Annotated in this window: 18 protein-coding genes; 10 read left to right on the forward strand and 8 right to left on the reverse strand. The window is 40.0% G+C overall.

The window, feature by feature from the left end; translation table 11 throughout:
• The first annotated feature begins 30 nt into the window (after window positions 1–30).
• Window positions 31–2,493, forward strand: a complete 2,463-nt coding sequence (locus CVU62_04955; GenBank protein PKN38210.1) for a DNA helicase RecG — start codon at window positions 31–33, stop codon at window positions 2,491–2,493.
• A gap of 48 nt (window positions 2,494–2,541) precedes the next feature.
• Here CVU62_04955 and CVU62_04960 read toward each other — a convergent pair whose 3' ends face one another.
• Entirely contained in the window at window positions 2,542–5,367 is a 2,826-nt protein-coding gene (locus CVU62_04960; GenBank protein PKN38211.1) for a penicillin acylase family protein, read from the reverse strand.
• On the opposite strand from CVU62_04960, the gene CVU62_04965 reads away from it, so the two are divergent.
• From CVU62_04965 to CVU62_05005, 9 genes are all read left to right on the forward strand, one after another.
• Window positions 5,251–6,165: a hypothetical protein gene (locus CVU62_04965; protein PKN38212.1), complete on the forward strand. Its 915-nt coding sequence runs from the start codon at window positions 5,251–5,253 to the stop codon at window positions 6,163–6,165. The genes CVU62_04960 and CVU62_04965 overlap by 117 nt on opposite strands.
• Before the next feature lie 36 nt (window positions 6,166–6,201).
• Window positions 6,202–6,615 carry a cupin domain-containing protein gene (locus CVU62_04970; protein ID PKN38213.1) on the forward strand — a complete coding sequence of 138 codons (414 nt, stop codon included), beginning with the start codon at window positions 6,202–6,204 and terminating at the stop codon, window positions 6,613–6,615.
• Window positions 6,616–6,931: 316 nt separating this feature from the next.
• Window positions 6,932–8,242, forward strand: coding sequence for a homoserine dehydrogenase (locus tag CVU62_04975; protein PKN38214.1), 1,311 nt, complete (start codon window positions 6,932–6,934; stop codon window positions 8,240–8,242).
• An 18-nt stretch (window positions 8,243–8,260) separates the two neighbouring features.
• Window positions 8,261–9,484 carry a cofactor-independent phosphoglycerate mutase gene (locus CVU62_04980; GenBank protein PKN38568.1) on the forward strand — a complete coding sequence of 408 codons (1,224 nt, stop codon included), beginning with the start codon at window positions 8,261–8,263 and terminating at the stop codon, window positions 9,482–9,484.
• Entirely contained in the window at window positions 9,474–9,893 is a 420-nt protein-coding gene (locus CVU62_04985) for an acyl-CoA thioesterase (protein PKN38215.1), read from the forward strand. The genes CVU62_04980 and CVU62_04985 overlap by 11 nt, the downstream gene beginning before the upstream one ends.
• 1 nt (window position 9,894) lies before the next feature.
• Window positions 9,895–10,575, forward strand: a complete 681-nt coding sequence (locus CVU62_04990) for a hypothetical protein (protein ID PKN38216.1) — start codon at window positions 9,895–9,897, stop codon at window positions 10,573–10,575.
• Window positions 10,576–10,600: 25 nt separating this feature from the next.
• Window positions 10,601–12,364, forward strand: coding sequence for an indolepyruvate ferredoxin oxidoreductase subunit alpha (gene iorA / locus CVU62_04995; protein PKN38217.1), 1,764 nt, complete (start codon window positions 10,601–10,603; stop codon window positions 12,362–12,364).
• A 66-nt stretch (window positions 12,365–12,430) separates the two neighbouring features.
• Window positions 12,431–13,012, forward strand: a complete 582-nt coding sequence (locus CVU62_05000; GenBank protein ID PKN38218.1) for an indolepyruvate oxidoreductase subunit beta — start codon at window positions 12,431–12,433, stop codon at window positions 13,010–13,012.
• A 98-nt stretch (window positions 13,013–13,110) separates the two neighbouring features.
• Window positions 13,111–14,073: an integrase gene (locus tag CVU62_05005; protein PKN38219.1), complete on the forward strand. Its 963-nt coding sequence runs from the start codon at window positions 13,111–13,113 to the stop codon at window positions 14,071–14,073.
• A 438-nt stretch (window positions 14,074–14,511) separates the two neighbouring features.
• Here the strand turns inward: CVU62_05005 and CVU62_05010 are convergent, their stop codons facing one another.
• The 7 genes from CVU62_05010 to CVU62_05040 form a co-directional block, all read right to left on the reverse strand.
• On the reverse strand, window positions 14,512–15,918 hold the full coding sequence (locus CVU62_05010; GenBank protein ID PKN38220.1) for a hypothetical protein: 1,407 nt from the start codon (window positions 15,916–15,918) through the stop codon (window positions 14,512–14,514).
• 265 nt (window positions 15,919–16,183) lie between these two features.
• Window positions 16,184–17,047, reverse strand: a complete 864-nt coding sequence (locus tag CVU62_05015; GenBank protein PKN38221.1) for a hypothetical protein — start codon at window positions 17,045–17,047, stop codon at window positions 16,184–16,186.
• Window positions 17,048–17,205: 158 nt separating this feature from the next.
• Entirely contained in the window at window positions 17,206–17,925 is a 720-nt protein-coding gene (locus CVU62_05020; GenBank protein ID PKN38222.1) for a hypothetical protein, read from the reverse strand.
• 280 nt (window positions 17,926–18,205) lie between these two features.
• Window positions 18,206–21,676, reverse strand: coding sequence for a DNA polymerase III subunit alpha (locus CVU62_05025; GenBank protein ID PKN38223.1), 3,471 nt, complete (start codon window positions 21,674–21,676; stop codon window positions 18,206–18,208).
• Window positions 21,677–21,724: 48 nt separating this feature from the next.
• A complete protein-coding gene (locus CVU62_05030) occupies window positions 21,725–23,185 on the reverse strand; it encodes an IMP dehydrogenase (GenBank protein ID PKN38224.1) in 1,461 nt (486 codons plus the stop codon).
• Between the two features lie 172 nt (window positions 23,186–23,357).
• Window positions 23,358–23,828, reverse strand: a complete 471-nt coding sequence (locus tag CVU62_05035; protein ID PKN38225.1) for a hypothetical protein — start codon at window positions 23,826–23,828, stop codon at window positions 23,358–23,360.
• Window positions 23,829–23,831: 3 nt separating this feature from the next.
• Window positions 23,832–24,281: a D-tyrosyl-tRNA(Tyr) deacylase gene (locus CVU62_05040; GenBank protein ID PKN38226.1), complete on the reverse strand. Its 450-nt coding sequence runs from the start codon at window positions 24,279–24,281 to the stop codon at window positions 23,832–23,834.
• Window positions 24,282–24,461: the final 180 nt, after the last annotated feature.

Raw genomic sequence — 24,461 nt, forward strand, 5'->3', positions numbered from 1 at the left:
TTAAGTCAATCATTCCTTGTGGAGACTTAAATGGATTCAATAAGAGAGATTTTGCACAAAATAGAAAACCCTTTGATTTTTGGATCCAAGGATAATTATAAAAATCTTCCTCACATTAAAGATTTGGGCAAATCCCTTCTAAATTTATTATCATTGCTGAAAAGTTCGTTAACGTCCGTCGCAGATGCTGATTTTTTGCGTCACACGGAAGAATTACTGGTAATATTTTCTGATTACGACTGGCAGGAAATGGAATTAAAAAAAATTAAAATTGAAAGTGCTATGGTTGTATTAGACAAAATGAAAATTGCTATTAATTCGTCAAAAGCATACGAAACTATTCATCCTCCAGACCAACAGACAATTCAAAGAATATCAGATTTGAAAGAAGCTTTGGCAAAGCTTAACCTGCCGGTTCAATACTTAAAGGGTGTCGGACCGAAAATGGCCGACAGATTTGCCGCCAAAAAAATTACTAATGTCGAAGATCTCCTGTTATTTTTACCGAGAACTTATGAAGACAGACGGGAAATTAAAAAAATAAATCGTCTGGAAGTAGAAAAAAATCAGAGCGCAGTTGGTAGTGTAACATCAGCGCAGTATCATTATTATGGCAGAAAAAAAATACTGGAAATCGTTATCAGCGATGGAACGGCAAATCTTACTGCGAAATGGTTTAAAGGGCAAATGTCTTATCTGCTTGGAATTTTCAAAAAGGGAACAAAAGTAATATTTACGGGAGATGTGAGGCCCGATTATAGCGGCAAGTCAATGATTCATCCTGATTATGAAATACTGGATGATAAAGACGAAGATAATCTTTTAAACTTTAAAAGAATAGTACCGATTTATTCGGAGACGGAAGGGCTAAATCAGAAATATTTTCGCAAGGTGATGAGCTTCGCGCTGGAAAATTATTCACGTTATGTGACTTCACCGATACCCTATAATATCTGCGAGAAGCGCAATCTGTCCAATATTCATGAAGCGCTGTTGTCAGTTCATTTCCCCAGCAACAATGAATCACCGGAAATATTTATGTCTTTTCAATCGGAGGCCCACCGACGTTTAATCTATGATGAGTTTTTCTTTTTTCAACTGGGCATGGCAGTCAAGAAAAAAGGACGGATTATCGATGCCGGTATTAAATTCAATATCGATGGAAATTATTTAAAAAGATTTCTGGCGCTGCTGCCTTTTAAATTGACGACTGCTCAGGAAAGGGTAATTAATGAAATAAGAGCTGATATGGCCAAAGAAACAGCGATGCATAGACTTCTGCAAGGCGATGTCGGCAGCGGGAAAACTATTGTCTCAATGGCAGCGATGATTACAGCCTGTGAAAACTCTTATCAGGCGGCAATTATGGCGCCTACTGAAATTCTGGCTAAGCAGCATTTTGAAACCATCAATACATGGGTGGGACAATTAGGTTTAAAGGCAGTATTACTAACCGGAGGCATGACAAATTCGGTAAGGAACGAAGTAATTAGTCAGATTCAAAACGGTAAAGCCAACATTATCATTGGCACCCACGCTTTAATTCAGGAAGATGTCGATTTTCATAAATTGGGAATGGTTGTTATAGACGAACAACATCGTTTCGGCGTTATGCAGAGGGCAACACTGCGCGCCAAGGGAATCAATGCCGATGTTCTGGTTATGACAGCGACGCCGATTCCAAGGACACTGGCCATGACTGTTTACGGTGATCTGGATATTTCTGTAATTGATGAAATGCCTCCCGGTAAAAAGCCGGTACGGACTATACTGGTATCGGAAGGGAAGAGAGACAAAGTTTATCATGCGATCAGAGCAGAACTGGAAAAAGACCATCAGGTGTTCATCATTTATCCTTTAGTTGAACAATCGGAAATTCTTGATTTAAAAGACGCCACCAATATGGCTGCCCACCTTCAGAAAGATATATTCCCTGATGCTCATGTGGGATTAATCCACGGCAAAATGAAAGATAAAGAAAAAGATAAAATAATGCGGGAATTCCTGGAAAATAAAATACACATTCTTGTTTCCACGACAGTAATTGAAGTGGGTATTGATGTGCCGAGAGCATCTTTGATGGTAATAGAACATGCCGAGCGTTTCGGTTTGTCGCAACTGCATCAACTGCGCGGCAGGGTAGGGCGGCGGGATATTCCGTCGAGCTGTATTCTACTTGCTGATTATAAATGTTCGGCGGATGCCCGTAAAAGATTAAAGGTGATGGAAAAAACAACGGATGGTTTTGCTATAGCCGAAGAAGATCTGGCTATACGCGGCCCAGGAGACTTTCTGGGAACGAGACAATCCGGCTTACCCGATTTTCGTATAGCCAGCATCATTCGTGATGCGCGAATTTTAAATGATGCTAAAGAGGATGCGTTTCAATTAGCTGAAAGAGACCCTTTTCTAGAGAAACCGGAACATATAATTTTAAAAGAAGTATTGCTTTGGAAATGGCAGGGAAAGCTGGATTTAGCCAGAACCGGATAAAAAATGAGGGTGATTAAAATACCACCCTCATTTTAATTTTCTATATTTTTATTGTTTTGGCACCAATGTAAGCTTCTTCATGTAATGAGTTTTTATATTTTCCTCTTTAAATGGAAAAGCCTGATAACGTCCCTCGCGATAAGCAGTTATTCCGTCATCGTAATGAGGGCTTGAAGGATTGTCCGACTGCCCTGTGCTGTTGATACCGATAAGCGGCTCATCACTTCCGAAGTCCACGATAATGCGCATTTCCGGAATCAACCAAACATCAAAATCTTTGCCGGGATGATAAGCAGAAACGTTCAGAGTTGTATGATCGCCTGGTGCCGGGTAAGGACCTCTGTCAAAGTAATCGGAAAGAAGTTTGATGCCGGTCTTTGACACGAAGTCCATATAATCGGCAAGCAAAGTGCCGTCCGTCTTCCAATAATAGGTGTGAAGTTTACCCCATTGCCAGTCTTCTATATTATTCCCGCAGCGTTTTTCCAGAAGAGCCACGGCATCCATAACGGTTTGGGCAAGAATTTGACTTCTTTTTCCTTTCCAGAAGGGACTGTCTTTACAACGGTCGGTTAAATGATCATGTAGGGCTGAATATTTCATAAGAAATGTTTCCAGAAGAGATTGATACGCCTGGGACTCAGTGCCGCCGAGTTCGTCGGCAAAGAGATTTTTACTCAAAGAGAATAAAAAAGCGCCACAAAAAGCCGCCCCCGAGGAATCAACATGCATTTTTCCGTCGAAGTTTCGCAGCAGAACCATTGCTTTTTCGGCATTCGGGCTTTGTGAATCTTTCCAAAAGGCGGTCATTTCCTTCAAAGTCTCTTCATTCAATAGCGCAGTTTTAATTACTTCGATAAAAGGTGAATAAACATCAAGCTGCATCGCTTTGGCATTCTCTACCGTGTAATCTTTTGCTGCTTTCATCATCTGGTCTATGCGCTCGGCCCTGTCCGGATAATACCAGGAAGATGTAAGAATATGGGGAAAGTCAGCCGGAATCGTTCTATGATTGGCAGTGCCGATATATCCTTTTTCCGGATTTTTTAAGGATGGATGCAACGATGGATCGAGAAATCCTTTCCAGTCGTATTCTCCTGTCCAGCCCGGTGATGGGCAAAGTCCGCGGCCTTTTTTGCGCAAAGGATAACGACCCGTCACCTGCCAGGCGATGTCGTTTTTGTCGGCCATTACCAGATTTAAAGGAATGATGGAAGTATCCCGCGATGTATATTTCAGAATCTCATCAACAGATTTGGCGCGCATTATGCTGAAAAACGCGTCCATCGAACGGTCGGGTTCTCTTGCTGCCCAACTGAATGCAATACCCAACGTCTGGCTTACAGGCATGGGTACAAGATGATGTCGTGGTTGATCAGTAAGAATGTTGTTCAAAAGTATGCCGTGACGGGTTTCATAAAATGTTTTGGTAATAATATCTTTTTGACCTTTGACTATAAATTTTTCCTCACGGCTGATTGTTTTCTGCCATTTATCTTCGTAAAGATAATAAAGACCATCGGATTCCTGCTTAAGTTTTTCCAGAAAGATATCCTGATTATCAGCCATTACCATTGTCATGCCCACAGCAATATTGCCGTTATATCCGGCAATAATTCCCGGCACTCCGGCAATGGCGATGCCTGCGCCTTCGATGTCAGGACATTTAAGGTGCATCATATGCCAGATGGAAGGCATCGTGAGAGGCAGGTGAGTGTCATTAGCAAGAATAGGCTTGCCCGATTTGGTAAGTTTTCCGGATACTACCCAGTTGTTAGATGCCGCCGATGCAGGAATAACAATCTGGTTTACCCTGCTGGAAATTTGACGAAGTTTTTCAATATCCAGGGAAGCGGATTTCAAATCAAGTCCTTTTAATTTTTTCATTTCATCAAAAGGTAAAGGTTCATCGGGATAAATAGGAAACAGCCAGGCTAATTTATCAACATCGATTTGTTTGGCAATGTTCAGCATATCAATCTCTTCATGAAGATTTTGACCCAAACCAAGTGTCAAAACCACAAATACGTAGACACAATCAATTGGCTTCCAAGGTTCAGACTTATGTCCGGCCATTTTTAGTGTCATGGGAAGAGGTGCATTTGCCAGATAAGCATTAACACCGTTACTGTAGTTTTCCAGTATGTGGAGAATTTCCGGAGAAGCACTGCCGTATAAAGTTTCAGCCACTTGTTTAATATTTAATGCCCTCATGTAAATATCAATTTCCAGAGTGGCTTTGCCGATAAGTTCGGAAAGCCTGCCTTTGCCCACCATGCGAAATCCTTCCATTTGTGTAAAACGGTCATAAGCGCTTACATATCCCATGGCAAATAAGAGGTCGTCCATATTGGCGGCTTCAATCAATGGAATGCCCATATTGTCGCGTTTTACAGTGATTTTTTGTGATATGCCGGGAACAATCTGTTCTCCGTCCATCGGCGGCAGTGCTTTGCTGAAAGACATGTTAAGAATTGATGAACAGCCGCAGATTATAAGACAAAAGGCAATGATAAGAATTACAGATAATTTTAAACGGAAAAAATCGGCAAAAGAAAAGATTCTCATAACAACCCCCTTAATGTGGAAGATGAATGGTTCTTTAATATAGTTTATATATTTACAGTCAGATGTGCCCGTCAAGGTAAATATTCCGACCAGCAAGAAATAATAATACTGTATTAATATTTTCAACACTTGACTTAATAAAAGATGATATATAATTTTTAGCGAGAAAAATAAGTCAGGAGAAAGAAATTGAGAATAGGAATTATCGGCATAGGTGGGGTAGGCGGTTATTTCGGCGGCAAGCTGGCCAAAGCAAATGAAAAGTCCAGCGAACACGAAGTAATTTTTATCGCACGTGGTGAACATTTAAAGGCTATTCAAAGAAACGGATTACACTTATATACGAGGGGAGGGGATTATTTGGCATGGCCGAACATTGCCACGGATAATCCGGCGACAGCCGGACTGTTCGATATAGCTTTTTTCTGTACCAAAAGTTACTCGCTGGAAAATTCGGCACGGGAATTTATCTCTTGTTTTAATAATAAAACAATCGTGATTCCGCTTCTTAACGGTGTCAACGCTTCGGAAAGACTTCGGTCTGTATTGCCGCAGACACATATCATAAACGGTAGTGTCTACATCATTTCTCACATTGAAAAGCCAGGAGTTGTCAAACAGGAAGGAGGCGCTTGCAAACTGACATTCGGCACGGATGACTCAGAAACGGCGAAAAAATATTCATACATTCTTGATGTCTTATTGCAAGCAAAAATCAATGCCGTCTTAACCGATAAAATCTCAGAGGTATTATGGACAAAATACCTGCTGATGTGCCCCATCGGTTCTCTGACTTCTGCTACAGGTAAAACATACGGCGGTATATGGGAGGATCTTATACTTAGAAAAAAGGCAAGAAACATGATGCTGGAAGTAGTTGCTGTTGCCAAAGCTCATCATGTTAATTTAACAGAAGAAGCAGTGGATCAAGCGATGGAAATGGTCGCCGGTTTTGGTTACAACTCAAAAACATCCATGCAACTGGATAGAGAAAACGGCAGACAAACGGAAATTGATGCTTTGACCGCTTACCTCTGTAAAGCAGGTAAAGAATCAGGTGTGCCCACACCTCTGCATGATGAAATTTATGATCAATTGAAATAGTCACTGATTATTTACATGACGTAAGAGGAAGATAAAATGAAAAAAATTATTTTGGGGATATTAGTTATATCGTCCTTGTTTATTATTGCCTGTGCGGGAAATTTAAACAATGTTGCCGTTGAGCAGTTGGCAAAATCAACTAAAAGTTGGGATGGTAAACCTTTACCAGCTTATCCTAAGGGCCAGCCGGAAGTCACAATACTACGAATAAAGATTCCCGCCGGTGCTAAATTGGAAATTCATAATCATCCGGTAATAAATGCGGGAATTTTACTTAAAGGAAAGCTAACTGTAATAGCGGAAGACAACAAAACACTACGTCTCAAAGCTGGAGATTCCATTGTCGAGCTGGTCAATAAAAAACATTATGGAAAAAACGAGGGTATGGAAACGGCAGAGATTGTAGTTTTCTACGCAGGCACGGTTAATAAACCGATAACAATCAAATAAATAGTATACCGTTTTCTTTCTTTGGCTAACTTTGTTGGCATCGTCGTCGGCTTCCTCAACGTATGTATAATACGCCTCGTTGCCTCCTCCTTGCCGCCGCGTTATCCTTTGAAAGAAAACGGTATAAGCGCATAAAAAAATATTATAATTTATAAATCCTGCTATTTAATTCTTTAGATTTTGATCAGCTAAATCTTTAAATATAATTTATATTTAATTGACAAAACGACCGTATTTGTTATAGAAAAATCCGTGTGAAATTGTTAGCCTTTTACGTTAGAAATGCAAAATATTAAAATAATATCAGGTGTGTATGATGAAGGATATTAATATCGGGTTAATTGGTTTTGGTACCATTGGAACAGGTGTGGTTAAGCTATTACGGCAGAATGAGGAACTTATTACAAAAAAGTTGGGTGCCAGGCTTGTTTTGAAGAAAATCGCTGATATTAATATTACCTCATCCCGCGGTATCAAAATTAGTAAAAATCTACTGACTACCGATGCCAGAGAGATAATCAATGATAAAGACATTCCCATTGTTGTCGAACTGATGGGTGGATATGAGCCAGCCCGTACTTTTGTTCTCGATGCAATTTCCAACGGCAAACATGTTATTACTGCCAACAAGGCGCTTTTGGCGACTTACGGAAATGAAATATTTCCGGCTGCCCAGAAAAAAGCGGTGGATATCGGTTTTGAAGCCAGTGTTGGCGGAACTATTCCAATAATTAAGACTTTAAAAGAAAGTCTTGTCGCCAATAAAATCAATTCCTTCATGGGCATTATGAACGGCACCTGCAATTTCATTTTGACTAAGATGACCGATGAAGATAAAGCGTTTGATACTGTATTAAAAGAAGCGCAGAAGCTTGGTTTTGCTGAAGCAGATCCGACTTTTGATATTGAAGGAATTGATACCGCTCATAAGATGGCCATAATTCTTTCTCTGGCTTACGGGAAAAAAGTAGACCTGAAAGACATTTATCTGGAAGGAATTACAAAAATAAGCCGCGAGGACATCGGATTTGCCCGGGAATTGGGTTATCGAATAAAATTACTGGCGATCGCCATCTTAAAAAATGGCGCGGTGGAAGCGAGAATCCATCCGACTATGATTCCTTCCGCTCACCTTTTAGCTAACGTCAATCAGAATTATAATGCCTTTCACATCGTGGGTGATTCTTCAGGTCCTGTTTTTCTTTTCGGACAAGGGGCAGGAATGATGCCCACCGCCAGCGCCGTTTTCAGCGATATTATAGACAGCGCCCGCAATGTCTTAAACGGCACAAACTGCCGTGGACCATTGCGTTCGATAAATGAAGCAGATATGCAGCAGATAAAACTTATACCTATGGATAATGTTGAGACAAAATATTATTTCCGTTTTTCCGCGAATGACCGTCCCGGAGTTCTTTCCAAGATTTCCGGTATACTTGGAAAATATAACATCAGCATTGCTACCTGCATCCAGAAGGCGCGGGGTAAAAGAGGAGCCGTACCGATTGTTATGACAACTTACAAGGCTAAGGAAAAAAACGTGCGTCAGGCGCTCAAGAAGATAGATAAACTGGATATAGTTCACGGTAACACTGTTTTGATCAGAATTGAGGATGATTTAAATTAAAATTATATGAATACAAATATGAAATACGTAGTATTGCTCGGCGATGGCATGGCCGATTATCCGACAGAGAAACTTGGCGGAAAAACTCCACTACAGTGTGCATTTACTCCTTTTATGGATCAAATTGCCGCAGAAGGCACTCTGGGACGTGTCGATACCATTCCCGCAGGATTGAATCCGGGAAGCGATGTCGCCACTTTAAGCGTTCTGGGGTATGACCCCCTTGAGAACTATACCGGTCGCGGACCGCTGGAAGCGGCCAGCATGGGGATAACCATCGAACCTAATGATATGGTTTATCGTTGTAATCTTGTAACAATAGGAGATAAGGATTCGCCCGGCGCTTTTATGGATGATTTTACCGCCGGCCATATTTCCACTGAAGAAGCACGCGAAATAATTCTTGATATAAATAAAGAACTCGGTTTGCCTCCGTACCAGTTTTTCCCGGGTGTCGGTTATCGTCATTTGTTCGTTTGGCGTGATGCTCCTGATGCTCCTGAAACAACTGCTCCTCATGATATCACCGGCAAGCCCATTGCTGAATATATTCCACGCGGCAATTCTTTTGAGGAAATTAATTCGATTATGCGGCGTGCCGGAGAAATTTTACTAAATCATCCTGTTAACGCCAAAAGAAAAAATGCCGGCAAGAAACAGGCTAATTCCATCTGGCTCTGGGGGCAGGGGAGAAAACCGCAGATTGTTCCACTTACTCAAAAATATGCTCTGTCGGGCGGAATGATTTCCGCAGTTGATTTACTCAAAGGCATCGGCATTATTGCCGGATTAAAAGTATTTCCTGTGGAAGGGGCGACGGGCTACATTGATACTAATTATGATGGCAAGGCTAAAATGGCTCTGGATATTTTGAATTTTATGGATTTTGTTTTTGTCCATCTGGAAGCTCCTGATGAAATGGGACATGAAGGAAACGCCGCCGGTAAAATTCAGGCGATCGAACTTTTTGATGAAAAAATAGTAGGACCGATTTTAAACAAAATTGGATCTTTCGGTAATTACCGGATTATTGTTTTAAGTGATCATCCAACGCCGCTGGATGTGAGAACCCATGTCAGCGATCCCAGCCCGTTCGCTGTTTTATCTTCCATTAAAGAAGAGAACAAAGCTGCGGGATTGCCCTTTAATGAGATAACCGCGAAAGAAAGTTCTATATTAATTTCTCCGGGGTATCTGTTGATGGAAAAATTTATAAAGGATTGGAAAACTATTGTCAGTTAGCAATACAACTAAAGTCAGAGTGCTTTACGCGGATACCGACGCTATGGGCGTGGTTTATCACACAAATTATATAAAATGGTTTGAAATCGGACGCAGTGAATTAATGCGTCAAATGGGGGTTCCCTATACGGAACTGGGAAAAGTTGGTCTGAATCTTCCACTTATAAAAGTAAGCTGTGAATATCTGAAATTTGCGACATACGATCAGCTTTTGACTGTCGAGACTGAATTTGATTATATCAAGAAGGCAACTGTAAGATACAATTCAAGAATATGGAATGAAAATAAAGAAAATCTGATTGCGGAAGGATACACTATTCACGCCTGCACAAATAATGAGGGTAAAATACGCAGAATACCTAAACTGCTTCTTGAGCTGATAAATAAATATAATATTAAAGGGGAATAATATGGCGGCAAAATTATCAAAAAAAGAACTGAAACAACCGGATGCTTTTCAGTCCACTGTGGAAGTGATAATGAATTATATTTCCGAAAATAAGACCCGTTTCTATGCCATTGTGACGGCGGTTATAGTATCTGCGGTTATTACTTTCGGCATTTATATGTACTGGAGTTATTATCAATCCTCTGCAAGAGAAATGTATGCTAAAGCCCGGAATGATATCGCAAGAAATATCGGAAATCCGGATGCCGTCAGAGTAAATATTAAAATATTTCAGGAATTGATTGCAAAATACCCCCATAGTTGGAGTGGACGAATGTCGCATTATCATCTGGGGAATCTTTATTACAGTATAGGTGAAATTGATAATGCGACTTCTGAATATAAAAAATTTGTTTCTTCTTATAGATCGGACAAAGCCGGAATAAAGTTTCTGGCCCTTACCTCATTGGGCTATTGTTATGAAGCTAAGAAAGATCTTAAAGTTGCGCTGGAATATTTCGAAAAAGCTCAAAAGAGTGATAATATTGGATTTGAATCAATCGGTTTTCGCAATATTGCCCGCATATATGAACAATTGAATGATAAAAAGAACGCTTTGGAAAACTATAAAAAAGCTTTACAAAAGACCACTGATCCTTCCATGACGGTTTTCATCAAGCGAAAGATATCTTTCCTGAGCTGATCAAAACGATGCGGAGGACAATATTTTGAAAGTACTAATGTCAGGGAATGAAGCTATTGCCCGCGGTGCGTATGAAGCGGGCGTTAGGTTTGCGGCAGCTTATCCGGGAACTCCCAGCACAGAAATTCTTGAAGCATTTGCAAAATATGAAGGTGTTTACGCCGAATGGTCGACCAACGAAAAGGTTGCTGTCGAAGTTGCCATAGGTGCGGCTTTGGCCGGAGAAAAAGCCATGGCGGTTATGAAACACGTTGGTGTCAATGTTGCCGCCGATCCTATTTTCACAGTCAGCTATACCGGAACTAACGGGGCGTTGGTTATTGTCAGTGCCGATGATCCTTCACTGCACAGCTCTCAAAATGAGCAGGACAATCGCAATTACGCGCGGTTTGCCAAGATTCCCATCCTGGAACCATCCGATGCTCAGGAAGCTAAGAAATATATAAAGCTTGCTTTTGAAATCAGCGTAAAATTTGATACGCCGGTTTTTTTACGTTCTACCACACGCGTGTCTCATTCCAAATCAGTTGTAACTGTTGAAGAACCAGAAAAATATAAAGACAAAACGGGTTTCGTCTATAACACCGAGAAATACGTTATGGTACCTCACTGTGCGCGACTGCGAAGGGTGGAGGTGGAAAAACGACAGCAGCTGTTGAAAGAATTCGTGGAAACATTTTCTGAAAACAGAATGGAAATCAACAATCCGAACGTTGGAATTATTACAGCTGGAATGCCTTATAACTATGCCAAAGAAGTCTTTCCCGATTATTCATATTTAAAATTGGGCATGGTTTATCCGTTGCCGGAGAAGTTAATTCGCGATTTTGCATCGAAAGTTAAGAAAATATATGTCGTTGAAGAGTTGGATCCCTTTCTGGAAGAACAGATAAAAGCGATGGGCATTAAATTAATCGGCAAGGAAATCTTTCCTTATACTCTTGAATTTGATCCGGGAGTTATTAAAAACGCAATTGAAAAAAATACACCTGAAGCCGTTTCGCCTTACAAAGAAAACCTGTCGCCACGTCCGCCGAATCTTTGTCCCGGTTGTCCGCACCGCGGATTGTTTTATGCATTACGTAAACACAAAGTTTATGTTCACGGTGATATCGGCTGTTATACCTTGTCTTATATGAAACCATTGGAAGGTTTGCATTCCTGCATTTGTATGGGCGCAAGTATCGGAATGGCGCACGGTATGAGTAAAGCTATGAAGGAAAAAGGGAAGGGCAAGGTGGTTGGAGTAATAGGCGACTCTACTTTTTTACATTCAGGAATAACTCCTCTTTTGGATATGGCATATAATAATAGTGATGCTTTAATCATTATCCTGGATAACAGCACAACAGCCATGACAGGGATGCAGGAACACCCCGGAACCGGCTATACCTTAATGGGGGAAGAGGCGAAAAAAGTTAATCTAAAAGTTTTAGTATCAGCCCTAGGCATTGAAAATATAAAGATTATTGATCCGCTTGATCAGAAAGCAACAAGAAGTGCCATCAAAGAAGAACTGGGCAAAGATGGCCCATCTGTCATTATTGCCCAAAGCCCTTGTGCTTTATTTAAGAGAGCAAATATTAAAGCGAAGCCGGCGTTGAAAGTTGATCCGGATAAATGTGAAGGCTGCAAGATGTGTTTAAATTTGAATTGCCCGCCGATATCCTGGAAAAAAGGTATAACGAAGGAAGGATCAAAACGCAAAGGTATTTCTTTTATTGATGGAACCATTTGTAATGGGTGCGGTTTATGTGAACAGGTTTGCAAATTCGGAGCTATAAGTTAACGTAGAATTACCGCTTTTCTTCCCTCTCCCTTGAGGGGAGAGGGCTAGGGCGAGGGCGAGGGTGAAATGTCTGATAATGAAGTAAAAAGTATATTGTTTGCCGGTGTTGGCGGACAGGGTATTTTAAGAGCCAGTGATATTATCTGTGAAGTGATCATGGAAGCCGGTTTGGATGTTAAAAAAAGCGAAGTTCATGGCATGGCTCAGCGGGGTGGTTGTGTGACCAGCCATGTCCGATATGGGGAAAAAGTATATTCACCGCTGGCAGAGCCGGGAAGAATTCAAACGCTTGTAGCTTTCGAAAAAATGGAATCTCTGCGCTATTTAAAATTCCTGTATAGAAATGCTGTTATTGTTGTGAACACGGAAGAAATTTATCCTCCGGAAGTCAATATGGGTGATGCACCATATCCGGAAGAAATTATATCTTTTTTGCGGAAGCATTATGGGAAGGTTATAAGTTTAAATGCTGCCGAGCTTGCTCAGAAAGCCGGTAACATCAAAACGGCAAATGTGGTCCTTCTGGGTGCTATATCCAACCTTATGAATATTGATAAATCTATCTGGGAAAGCGTTATTAAGAAATCATTTCCGGAAAAATTGGTAAAAATGAACTTAATTGCTTTTCAAATGGGAATTGATGCTTAAGTTAACGAAAATAAATGCGTAACATTTAAGACCTCGTAAAAATCTCCAGATGCAAAGTAGAATACGTTTTTTTTACGTGGCCGTAAGAAAGGGTTAATATGGCAGAAGACTACTATCAAGTTCTAGGTGTAGACAAAAAAGCAACAGCGGACGATATAAAAAAAGCATACCGCAAGCTAGCTTTAAAATGGCATCCGGATAAAAATCCAAATAACAAAGCCGCGGAAGAAAAATTCAAAAAAATAAGCGAAGCTTATGCCGTTTTAAGCGACGATAAAAAGCGTGGAGAGTACGACCAGTTTGGTTCCGCCGAGCAGTATAGACAGCAGTATTCTCAGGAAGACATTTTCCGGGATGTCGATCTGGACGAAATATTAAGGAGTTTTGGTTTTGGCGGAGCAAGGGCAGGGGGAGGAAGAACAACTTTCCGGACAACTAGAAGAGGCGGCGGTGCCCGTGATGATTATGACGATCCCTTTGCCGGTTTGTTTGGTGGTGGTATGGGTGGCGGACGGCAACAATATGCGAACATGCCTCAAAAAGGGCAGGATGCTGAATATAACCTATCTATTGCTTTGGAAGAATCAGTATTTGGCGCGGATAAAAAGATTTCTTTTCAGTTGGAAAATCGCGTCGAAGATATCAGTGTAAAGATACCGGCCGGAATCAGTAGCGGCAAAAAACTAAGGCTACCCGGCAAGGGATTATCAGGTTATAATGGTGGACCAAGCGGCGATTTATACTTGAATATAAACGTATTGCCGCATCCTATATATGCACGCGACGGCAACGATTTATATATTGAAAAAACCATCAAATTTACCCAGGCGATATTGGGAACATCTATCGATGTCACCACATTAGATGGCTCTGTAAAGAGATTGAAAATTAGCCCCGGCACACAGAACAATACCAAGATAAGAATGAAGGGTTATGGCGTGCCCGGATTAAAAGGTGCTCCCAAAGGAGATCTATACGTAAAAATAAATGTAGATGTCCCAAAGAAGTTATCAGATCGTCAAATGAAGCTCGTTCAGCAACTTGCTGACGATGGAATTTGATTCATTAAAAAAGCCATCATTTATTAATAAATAAAACAGTATAGTCCTATCCATTATTGATATATTTATTTAAATATTTATTGATTTCTTAATTAACTTATGTTATTTATATAAATATGAAAAAGAAAATGTTTACGAATCAAATCAATGCCGACTTGCTCAAAAATTTTAAAAAACTTGCTATAGATCTTGAAAGACCTATTAATGATGTACTTGAAGAAGCAATGCGTAACCTATTAAAATATTATGAAAAACAAAAATCAAAAAAAGATAATGGTTCGTCTCCGATATTGCCTTTTTAACGCTACTTTCTTAATTTTGCTGCGTAAAGCTCTGCAGCTTAATTATCTGATAATCAATCGAATATAATCCAATATTATAAATATAGAAGCAGTATCTTCTCCATTCGGGTGCATCAGCATCTTTCGAAGAATAAATTTATTTTTTGTATCGATCTCCCAATTCAGGGAGAAGTGTGGCCCGATTTATACATTCCTGATTTCCCGACCTGATTTTGAGTAGATGATCCATATAGTTGCAGTAAGAGACTTCATCTCCCTGCTTGTATGGAGATATACCGTAGAATTCCAGGAAGCAAAAATGATATTTACCCTTGGGAACATCTGATATATCCCAATCCTGCCACATAAAACCGTAAAGCCCTGGATGGTTCTCAGGAGAATCTTTTTTTGTGTTGTCGTCAATGAGACCCATCTTAAGTTTTAAATACCCTTTTAAATTGGGATTAATGATTGTTCGGGTCATAAATGCTCCACCCATTTGCTCACCACGCACTAATCTCCACGAGTCAAATTCCGGATTGAAATTCTTTTTGGTTTCATCCATCTTTCCGTTGATTAGAAAACCTTTTGGATTACTGGAATTATAGGCATGCATGTCTGAAAAAGCGTTAGGGTTATAATCGGTCCCAAATCTGACCACTAGAGAACTTCCCAATGAGCTGGGTTTAAGTGGAATAGTAACAATCATCGGAACTGTTACCACATCAGCATAATACATGACGTCAACTACAGCACGAAGAGATTTCATCCAGGCGATCTGAACATATTGTTCAACGCGTCTGATGGCCCGTACAGGACCGGTTTTATAGGCTATCACATTACTCTTGAGCGTCTCTTCATTGAAATGCAAGGGAATGGCGCCTGCTATTTTTAATGTTGGTCTTACTTTGAGCCGGTCAACAAAATTTTTACCTATTCCGTTTTTTCCTTTCAAACTCATGACCTTATAATATGTGGAATGCAAACCGTCTTTGGTAATTATATACTGATAATAATAAGAACTGCCTTGTGTAGTCTCAGTACTATAATCATACTTAACATAATCCGGTAACTTCGAGCGGGCAGGGGGATTGGAAGCGAAGTAGAGCAAATAACACCATCCTTTTTCTCCGGTAAGAGGGTCAATTACTTCTATTTCAGAACCCCTGGTATATCCAGGAAGCCAAGCCTCTTTTGGTGCTTTATCCCCGGTATCTTCGGCCATAAAGAGCAATTTATCCCAGGTATCAAATTTACCGTTGCTTAAATCCCAGTTGGGAATTGGTCCACCATATAATATCCAGTCACCTTTTTCGCCAGTCATTTCATCTATCTGAAAACGAATAGGTTCAAATCTTCCATTATGAAAAGCATAGAGTCGTAAACCCTCAAGTGAAGAACCTATAACCTCACTGGCAAGTTTACCATCCATGATAACAGGATCTACCCTGCGATTTAAGGTCTTCTTTACAAGAGCCTCTGCCGCAAAACTATTAGTTCCAAACGCAAGAATCAAAACCAGTGAACTAATTAAAACAAAGACTCTTCTACTTAATAACTTCATATTTTACTACCTCCAAAAAATTAAAACTTAATATGAATAGTATATCATGTTAATTTTAACAAGCATTTTATTTTTTGATCAAATATATTTTTCATGGAAATTAAAAATAAATCTTCACAAGCTTCCGTAATTTTGAAAAATAAAAAGCATGAAAATTTTGCTGAGGAAAATAAAGGTGTTTCATAAAGTTTACGTCCTATAAGATATCTTATGTAAACATGACATGGGAAGCAATTAATTTTTTAATGTTCAATCTCACTTTTGTTCAGTTATTTTTGAAATTCTTAGAACTCAGTTTTTTCTCTTGAATTGCAATATTGTTTAACCTGGTGAAAGCCTTTTTTGTATAAAAATCATGAATTGACTTGTTATCTTTCGATGTATGTGACCAGTTGACGCCTCTTTCTGCTTCTTCTCTGGCAACTTTGTCATATTCCTTTATAAATGTTCCATTAGATTTAAATATTCCAGTTTCAACAAGAGTCATAGCCTGTATTTCAATTTGGTGCAGCAATTCTTTTTGCTGAGCCATCGTCATCGTTGAGGACATAACAACTCTGAAAGGTCTGGATTCAGTACCTTTAAAATATTTGTCCAGAATGATTTCTGCTAGTTTTTCGCTTGCCTGTGTCGATGTTGCTTTATCGGAACAGCCTGATGCAGGCATATTATTAAAGGATAAACACACAGTCACAATATAAGATTCGGGACTCGGCAATAAAGGTTCGTTTTCTGGTAAAGAGCCAAAAGTAACAGGAACAGATTGAGTGAGTTCTTTAGTAAGTTTGTGTGTATCAATGGAAGAAATTGGCGATTGCCCTGATGGTGAATTAAATTTTTGATATGAAGATGTAAAATTAGTAAGGTTAGAAATATTTGAATTGGTAATTGGTGTCGAAGATGAAGTAGTTGTATTGACGGTTGTAGGTATTAACAACGGTGGAGGTGGTGTTGGCTGAGTTGGTTGAGAAGAAGGATTATTATTTGTTGCTCCCCACTGAATGTTTCCAAGGCTAAAGTTACTAAAGTCAATCGTTACACCCGTGCCATAAGCTACTGCTATAATTTGAAAAAGGCAAAAACAAATTACGAGTAAAATCAGCAATAACTTTTTGCGTAGCTGAACCATGAAAAATCTCCAAGTCCATCAATATAAGAAAGCTTAGAATTAAAATATTGTTGAATAGTGTTATATATAAATATTTAAAAAGTCAAATTCTTTTTTATTATTAATAAAATAAGATGAACATACCCCATGGCATCCGCCGGATTTTATGTATAGTTTTCTTAAACAAACTGCACCTCCCCTATCGCTCCCATATCATTGCCGATGATAATGATTATTCCTGTAACTTCGGGAATTTTAATTCCAAAATCAAGGGCGCGTTTAATATCTATTTTACTTTTAACTTTATTGCCAATGGCAGAAGCAGCGGCGTCGGCCAGTGTTGCGGATGGGGAAATGACACAGACAGCGTCTGCTTTACCAAAACTCAAAGATGGACCGACAGTGGCAGATGATGTACAAATACCTAGAGGAGTTTTCTCAGGTTTTACTATAAAATTTACTTTATAACTTAAAGGAGAAACTCCTGCGTAAACTGAAACAGTCAGTTCTTTTTTCGACTTTAAAAAAATATCTCCGCCATTTTCAATAATAATGTTTTCAGTTTGACGGAGAAGATCGTTTCCCACATATTCGGATATGGCTCCGGCAACAGAAGCCATCGGCCCTACCCCGCATATTTTTGATTTTAAAAGCATGTTCCGAACTATCTGTGGCGCTAAATTGTCTTCCGGCAGGGGCAGAAGTGAAGAACGAAAGTTCGGATGATTTTTAATATATGTTTCTAATGAGTGGCGATATCTGCCCAATGATTCGAAGGCTTCGTCTGTAAGGTTGGTATCCGAGCTGATCAATAAATCGCTCTCGGCAATTTGGACATTATACGAAGTAAGATTATCTTTATTTATTAATGATCTATATGTTCTTTCTTCATGTTTCATATCAATTGCAAGAATTTTCTCTACCCCTGGATGGTGTGTGGATGAACGGGTGATTTTCACCCTCACCCAAGGACTAGTCCTAGTCCTCTCTACCCTGAATAACCTAAAGTCACCGTGGGGTCATCTATGACCGGGTAATGACAACAAAGTATCTCTCATTAATGCCATTTTATTCAAAGGATAACGCGGCGGCAAGGGTGAAACGACGAGGCGTATTGTTAACATACGTTGAGGAAGTCGAACCCGAAGCCAACAAAGTTAGCCGAAGAAGAAAATGGTATTAAGAGTAGATTGTGGCGCCCTCCCCTAATATCCCATCCGCTTCTTTCTTTAATTTATCATTAATGTCGAGACGAAAATCATCACCAAGATAGACAATTGTTTCACTTTTCCCATTCATAATGTGCATGTAACTTTCGTATTTACCCTGGTATTTCTTCATCAAAGAAATAAACGATGAAAGGCTCTCCGTCGATACCTTATTGGCGTCAACCATAAACCGGACTTGCTTATAAGGATTTTCTAAAGATTTACTCAAAGAAGTTACTTCCAGAGCAATTATCTTCGGCGTTTCCTCCCCCCCACCTATATCAAGAGTTCCTTTAACGACGATTGGTTCTTCTTCATGTAGAAGAGAATAATATTTTTTATATAACTCAGCAAAAAATATAATATTTATTGAACCCTGCAAGTCTTCGAGAGTAACGTAACACATTATATCTTTTCTTTTTGTCGTTTTTTCACTGATGCCACTTACTACTCCGGCAACAGTCACAGTATCTTTATCATTTTTAGTGTTTAAATTGCCGGAATCAGCATTGGTAACAAATTTCAAACGATCAGCAAAACGCAGTAGAGGGTGGCCGGTAATATAGAAACCCAAAGCTTCCCTTTCAATGGATAACAGTTTTTTGTGATCCCATTCCGGTACATCATCCGGTATTTGATAAAATTGAGCACCATTATTTTCTGATGAAGCACCGGATTTAAATTGGTCAAAAAAACTGGACTGATTGCTTTGTTTTTCTTTTTGATTGCGCTGAGCTTCATCCATAGCCTCTTCATAATGTTCCATGAGTTGACGACGCTTATAGCTCAAAGAATCAAAAGCACCGCATTTGATAAGACTTTCGATTACTCTTTTGTTGACTTTGCGCAAATCAACCCGGTTCAGAAAATCCATAAAGGAAGTGAATTTCGCTTCTTTACGGACAGAAATTATCGAATCAACAGCAGCCAAACCGACATTTTTAATCGCTGCCATTCCAAAACGAATATTTTCTCCGGAAATCGTAAAATCTCTTTGTGACTCATTTAAATCGGGTGGCAGAATATTGATGCCCAATTCCTTGCAGGCGCTCATATACTTTATTATTTTATCCCGGTTGTCTTTTTCACTTGTGAGCAGCGCGGCCATGAATGCCGCCGGATAATGGGCCTTGAGATAGGCAGTCTGATAAGCAATTATCGCATATGACGTGCTGTGAGATTTATTAAAGCCGTATTCAGCAAATGTCTCCATCTGCTCCCAGATGGTCTTTGCTTTGTTTTCATTAATTTTATGTTTTTTAGCGCCTTCAAGAAATTTGGGTTTTTCCTTGTCCATATCCGCGGCTTTTTTTTTGCTCATAACTTTACGTAAGGTATCCGCTTCGGACATACTGTAGCCGCCGATTATGCTGGCAATCTGCATAACCTGCTCCTGATAAAGAATAATACCGTAGGTTTCTTTCAGTATAGCTTCCAGTTGAGGCAGCTCATATGATATTTTGGTTTTCCCCTGTTTGCGGGCGGTAAATTCCGGAAGCATTTTCATCGGCCCGGGCCTGTAAAGAGCAATAAGGGCGATTATATCTTCAATATGATCAGGCTTTAAATTAATGGCAAGATCTCTCATACCGGAACTTTCCAGTTGAAAAATCCCGTCTGTTTCACCTTTCATTAAAAGTTCATAAGTTTTTTTATCATCCAGAGGCAAGTTGTCTATGTCTATCTCGATATCTTTTGATGCCTTGATGAAATTAAGAGTGTTTTTAATTACTGTTAATGTTTTAAGACCCAGAAAATCGAACTTAGTCAAACCAACTGTCTGGATGTCATTCATGGAATACTGAGAAACAACATCGTCTTTGGGAGAACAAAGAGGAACCCTTTCGACCAAAGGCACATCGGAGATTACTACTCCCGCTGCGTGAGTCGAGGCGTGACGGTTAATTCCTTCCAGAATGCGGGACAATGATAAAAGCTTGGCTATCTGAGGATTATTTTTTTCTTCCTGAGCCAGTCGAGGTTCCGCCTTGATCGCTTCATTGAGTGTTATGTTAAGGGTGTTGGGAATCAATTTGGCGATTCTATCCGCTTCGCTGTAAGGTATATCCAAGGCGCGTCCTACGTCACGAACTACGCCCTTGGCCTGCATTTTTCCAAAAGTGATAATTTGAGAAACTTTGTCCTGGCCGTATTTCTCAGTCACATATCTAATAATTTCATCCCGGCCTTCCTGACAAAAATCAATATCAATATCCGGCATAGTAATACGGCTGGGATTTAAAAACCGTTCAAAGAATAAATTATAACGGATGGGATCGATGTTAGTGATTCTTATCGCATATGCCACAAGGCTTCCCGGAGCGGAACCACGACCGGGACCTACGGGGATGTTATTATGTTTGGCATGTTTGACGAAATCGGAAACAATCAAAAAATAACCCGCGAAACCCATGGATTTAATTATTTCCAATTCTTCATTAAGACGTTTTTCGTACTTTTCCTTTATGGCCGATTCATTTTCTTTCTGGCCTTTTAATATAACAGGAAAAAGCTTTTCCAGCCCTTCCCTTGCCTTTCTTTCCAGATATTCGTTAAGAGATTCTTCGGGATTCTTGATTTCAAAATTAGGTAAATAAAATTTACCTGTTTCCAGAGAAAAGTTGCATCTTTCGGCAATGCTTATCGTGTTGGACAAGGCTTCCGGCGTTAGGGAAAAGAGTTGGTGCATTTCTTCGGGAGAACGGAAATAAAATTGATCCGTGCTCAAGCTCATCCTGTCCGCATCTTTGATTGTTTTACCTGTCTGGATGCACAGTAAAATATCATGCGCCTCGGCATGATCACGTTCCAGATAATGACAGTCGTTGGTTGCTATAAGCGGAATTGATAACTCGCTGCTGATTTCTAATAAACCCGCGTTGGCAATTTTCTGTTCGGGAATCCCGTTCTCCATTATTTCCAGATAAAAATTATCTTCACCGAAAATGTCCTGATAATGACGGGCGACTTTTTTCGCTTCTTCTATATTACCCCGCATGATTAAATCGGCTATTTCACCATGCAAACAGGCGCTGGAAGCGATTAATCCCTCGTGACATTCCTTCAACAATTCTTTGTCCACGCGGGGTCTGTAATAAAAACCCTTCAAATAACCGGCCGTTGTCAGCTTCATCAGGTTTTTATAACCCTGTGCATTTTTGACCAGAACAATTAAATGTTTTGCGCTTTCACCGCTGGCGGTTCTATCCGTTAGCTTATTGGGAGCGACGTATAATTCACACCCGATTATAGGTTTGACTCCATGTTTGTAGGCATGCTGATAAAAATCAATTGCGCCGAACATATTGCCATGATCGGTGATGGCTATTGCCGGCATTTTATATTCGCGGGCTTTTTTGAACAGGTCTTCCAGACGAATCATTCCGTCAAGCAGACTGTATTGTGTATGCAAATGCAGGTGTACAAAATCAGAATGCTTCATAGTTAAACTTCGTTATTGGTAATAAAATGGTGATAAACAGTTGAAATTTTAATCCAGCCAGTAATTGGGTGCTTCCTTGGTAATAATTACATCATGGACATGACTTTCTCTCAAACCTGCCTGAGTAATGCGGACAAAACGCGCATTTTCAATCATTTCCGGGATTGTTTTGCATCCGACATAACCCATGCCGGCTTTGAGTCCGCCGATAAGTTGAAGAATACTTGCGGAAAGAGAACCGCGGAAAGGAACTCTTCCTTCGATTCCTTCGGGAACGATTTTTGCCGGACCTTCGATATCATCCTGATAGTAACGGTCACGGCTGCCCATCTTCATTGCTTCCAGCGAACCCATGCCGCGATAAACTTTATAACTGCGTCCCTGAAATAAAATGGTTTCTCCCGGACTTTCTTCTGTGCCGGCAAATAATCCGCCGATCATCACACAGTGGGCTCCTGCGCCGATTGCTTTGACAATATCACCGGAATATTTTATTCCGCCGTCAGCCATTACGGGAATGCCTTTTTTGGAGGCAATCTTATACGTGTCTCGGATTGCCGACATCTGAGCCACACCGACTCCGGCAATAATTCGTGTGGTGCAAATGGATCCGGGACCAACACCGACTTTTACGGCATCAACACCGGCGGCAATAAGAGCCTTGGCACCTTCCGATGTTGCGACGTTTCCGGCGATTAACTCGCATTTTGGGAAATTTGATTTAGTCGCTTTAATGGCTCTTATGACTCCTGCGGAATGTCCATGTGATGTGTCAATTGAAATTACATCAGCACCGGCCGCAAGAAGCGCGTCAATTCTTGCTTCTCTATCAATAATTCCGACCGCTGCGCCTACCCGCAGTCTTCCTAATGAATCTTTACAGGCGTTTGGATAGCGGCGTATTTTTTCAATGTCTTTAATTGTGATTAAGCCTTTTAATCTGTACTCTTTATCAACAACAAGAAGTTTTTCAATTCTATGCTGGTGAAGAAGTTTCTTGGAATCTTCCAGAGAAATATTCGCAGATACTGTAACAAGATTTTCCTTGGTCATGACATTGGCGACAGGCTGATCTATATTTTCTTCAAACCGCAGATCCCGATTGGTAAGAATCCCGACAAGCTTTCCTTTTTTGACAACCGGCACACCAGAAATGGAATATTGATTCATCAGTTTCAAAGCGTCGCTGACTTTGCGGTCTGGTTCGATGGTAATTGGATCAACAATCATCCCACTTTCTGATTTCTTTACCTTGTCCACTTCAATCGCTTGCTGTTCTATGCTCATGTTGCGGTGAATGATGCCAATGCCGCCTTCCTGGGCCATACAAATAGCGGTGCGTGATTCCGTTACCGTGTCCATGGCAGCGGAAACTATGGGAATATTGAGAGAAATGTTTTTTGTTAATAAAGTGGATGTATTGACATCCCGAGGCAAAACATTGGAAGCTGCCGGAATTAGAAGAAGGTCATCAAAGGTCAAAGACTCCTTTACTGTATCATCAAGCATTGTATCCTCCTATATAATTATAAAGCCTTATTGCTGTTGATCACGGGTATGAATTCCTCAAAAAGCCTGATTGTGTCATGCCCTCCGCTATGCGGGATAATTCGTCTAGCAAGTTTCAGCGCGCTTAGCTTCTGAAACTCTAGACTCATTACAACTTGCCAATTCCGCTGCGCTACGCTTTCGGAATTGGAGTTTCAGTAATAAAATATTTTTCACCATTTAAATTAATAAAATAATCAGTGCCATTTTCAGACGGTTCTATAAATTCAGCAAGCTGATAATAACTTTTGCGCGAAAATCGGGCTGTAAATCTTCCTTCTTTAACTTGGCAATAAAGAACATTTTCCTTGCCTGTATACAAAGAATTCATTTCCAGTTTTTCGCAGGAGTCATCGTTTAAAATAATTTCAATTTGCTCCCGGTTATCACAAGAAAGTTTTGTTTTGTAAACGGCCTCAACAACAAAAGCCGTATCTTCCACGTCAAGATAACAGCGTTCCGGACCCAGTTCAATTAAGTACTTACCGCATTCATCAATTTTTAGATGCTCAAAAAAGACATTCAGTATTTCTTTGCGGAACATGTGTGCACCGTTATAATACCAGGTGCCGTCTTTGTCTATTTTTATTTCAAAATTATCCATTGTTTAAAAATTTTTCCTGCTGTCCACTAATATGGTAACAGGGCCATTATTGATTAGCTCAATTTTCATCATTTCCTGAAATTTTCCTGTTGCCAGTTGATTTACTTTTTCTTTTGCCCTGTCAACAAAGTATTCATAAAGTTTATTTGCTTTTATGGGTTCTTCCGCGGCAATAAATGAAGGTCTTCTTCCTTTCACACAATTGCCCAATAAGGTAAATTGCGATACAACCATCATCGAGCCATTGATATCCAGCAAAGACCGGTTCATTTTACCCTGTTCATCTTCGAAAATGCGCAGGTTTATTGACTTTTCCAGGACATAATCGGCGTCCGCCTCTGAATCTTCTTTTTCTACGCCTAATAATACAAGAATTCCTTCATTTATCGAAGATAATTCCTGATGGTTGATTCTGACACCGGCATGGTCAACTCTCTGAATAACTGCACGCATTGGTGATTCCGTTTAATAATTTCGTTATGTTTAGCAACAAATTGTTTCCGGTTCAAGTTATTTCTGCTTAGATTATGCCCGTTTTAATTTTTAAGGATTCAATTTTTCTTGACATGTGTTGTTTTTGTTGCTAAGGACACGCCGGTTTTAGGTCAATGGCGCTTGTGGAAATTTCTTTTT

This window comes from Deltaproteobacteria bacterium HGW-Deltaproteobacteria-2 (assembly GCA_002840505.1).
Taxonomy (GTDB): Bacteria; Desulfobacterota; Syntrophia; order Syntrophales; family Smithellaceae; genus Smithella.

Coding starts and splice junctions, on each gene's coding strand:
- CVU62_04955 (PKN38210.1), top strand. CDS start 31: ATGGATTCAATAAGAGAGATTTTGCACAAAATAGAAAACCCTTTGATT.
- CVU62_04960 (PKN38211.1), bottom strand. CDS start 5,367: ATGTTCACCACGTGCGATAAAAATTACTTCGTGTTCGCTGGACTTTTC.
- CVU62_04970 (PKN38213.1), top strand. CDS start 6,202: ATGAAAAAAATTATTTTGGGGATATTAGTTATATCGTCCTTGTTTATT.
- CVU62_04975 (PKN38214.1), top strand. CDS start 6,932: ATGAAGGATATTAATATCGGGTTAATTGGTTTTGGTACCATTGGAACA.
- CVU62_04980 (PKN38568.1), top strand. CDS start 8,261: ATGAAATACGTAGTATTGCTCGGCGATGGCATGGCCGATTATCCGACA.
- CVU62_04990 (PKN38216.1), top strand. CDS start 9,895: ATGGCGGCAAAATTATCAAAAAAAGAACTGAAACAACCGGATGCTTTT.
- CVU62_05000 (PKN38218.1), top strand. CDS start 12,431: ATGTCTGATAATGAAGTAAAAAGTATATTGTTTGCCGGTGTTGGCGGA.
- CVU62_05005 (PKN38219.1), top strand. CDS start 13,111: ATGGCAGAAGACTACTATCAAGTTCTAGGTGTAGACAAAAAAGCAACA.
- CVU62_05010 (PKN38220.1), bottom strand. CDS start 15,918: ATGAAGTTATTAAGTAGAAGAGTCTTTGTTTTAATTAGTTCACTGGTT.
- CVU62_05015 (PKN38221.1), bottom strand. CDS start 17,047: ATGGTTCAGCTACGCAAAAAGTTATTGCTGATTTTACTCGTAATTTGT.
- CVU62_05020 (PKN38222.1), bottom strand. CDS start 17,925: ATGAAACATGAAGAAAGAACATATAGATCATTAATAAATAAAGATAAT.
- CVU62_05025 (PKN38223.1), bottom strand. CDS start 21,676: ATGAAGCATTCTGATTTTGTACACCTGCATTTGCATACACAATACAGT.
- CVU62_05030 (PKN38224.1), bottom strand. CDS start 23,185: ATGCTTGATGATACAGTAAAGGAGTCTTTGACCTTTGATGACCTTCTT.
- CVU62_05035 (PKN38225.1), bottom strand. CDS start 23,828: ATGGATAATTTTGAAATAAAAATAGACAAAGACGGCACCTGGTATTAT.
- CVU62_05040 (PKN38226.1), bottom strand. CDS start 24,281: ATGCGTGCAGTTATTCAGAGAGTTGACCATGCCGGTGTCAGAATCAAC.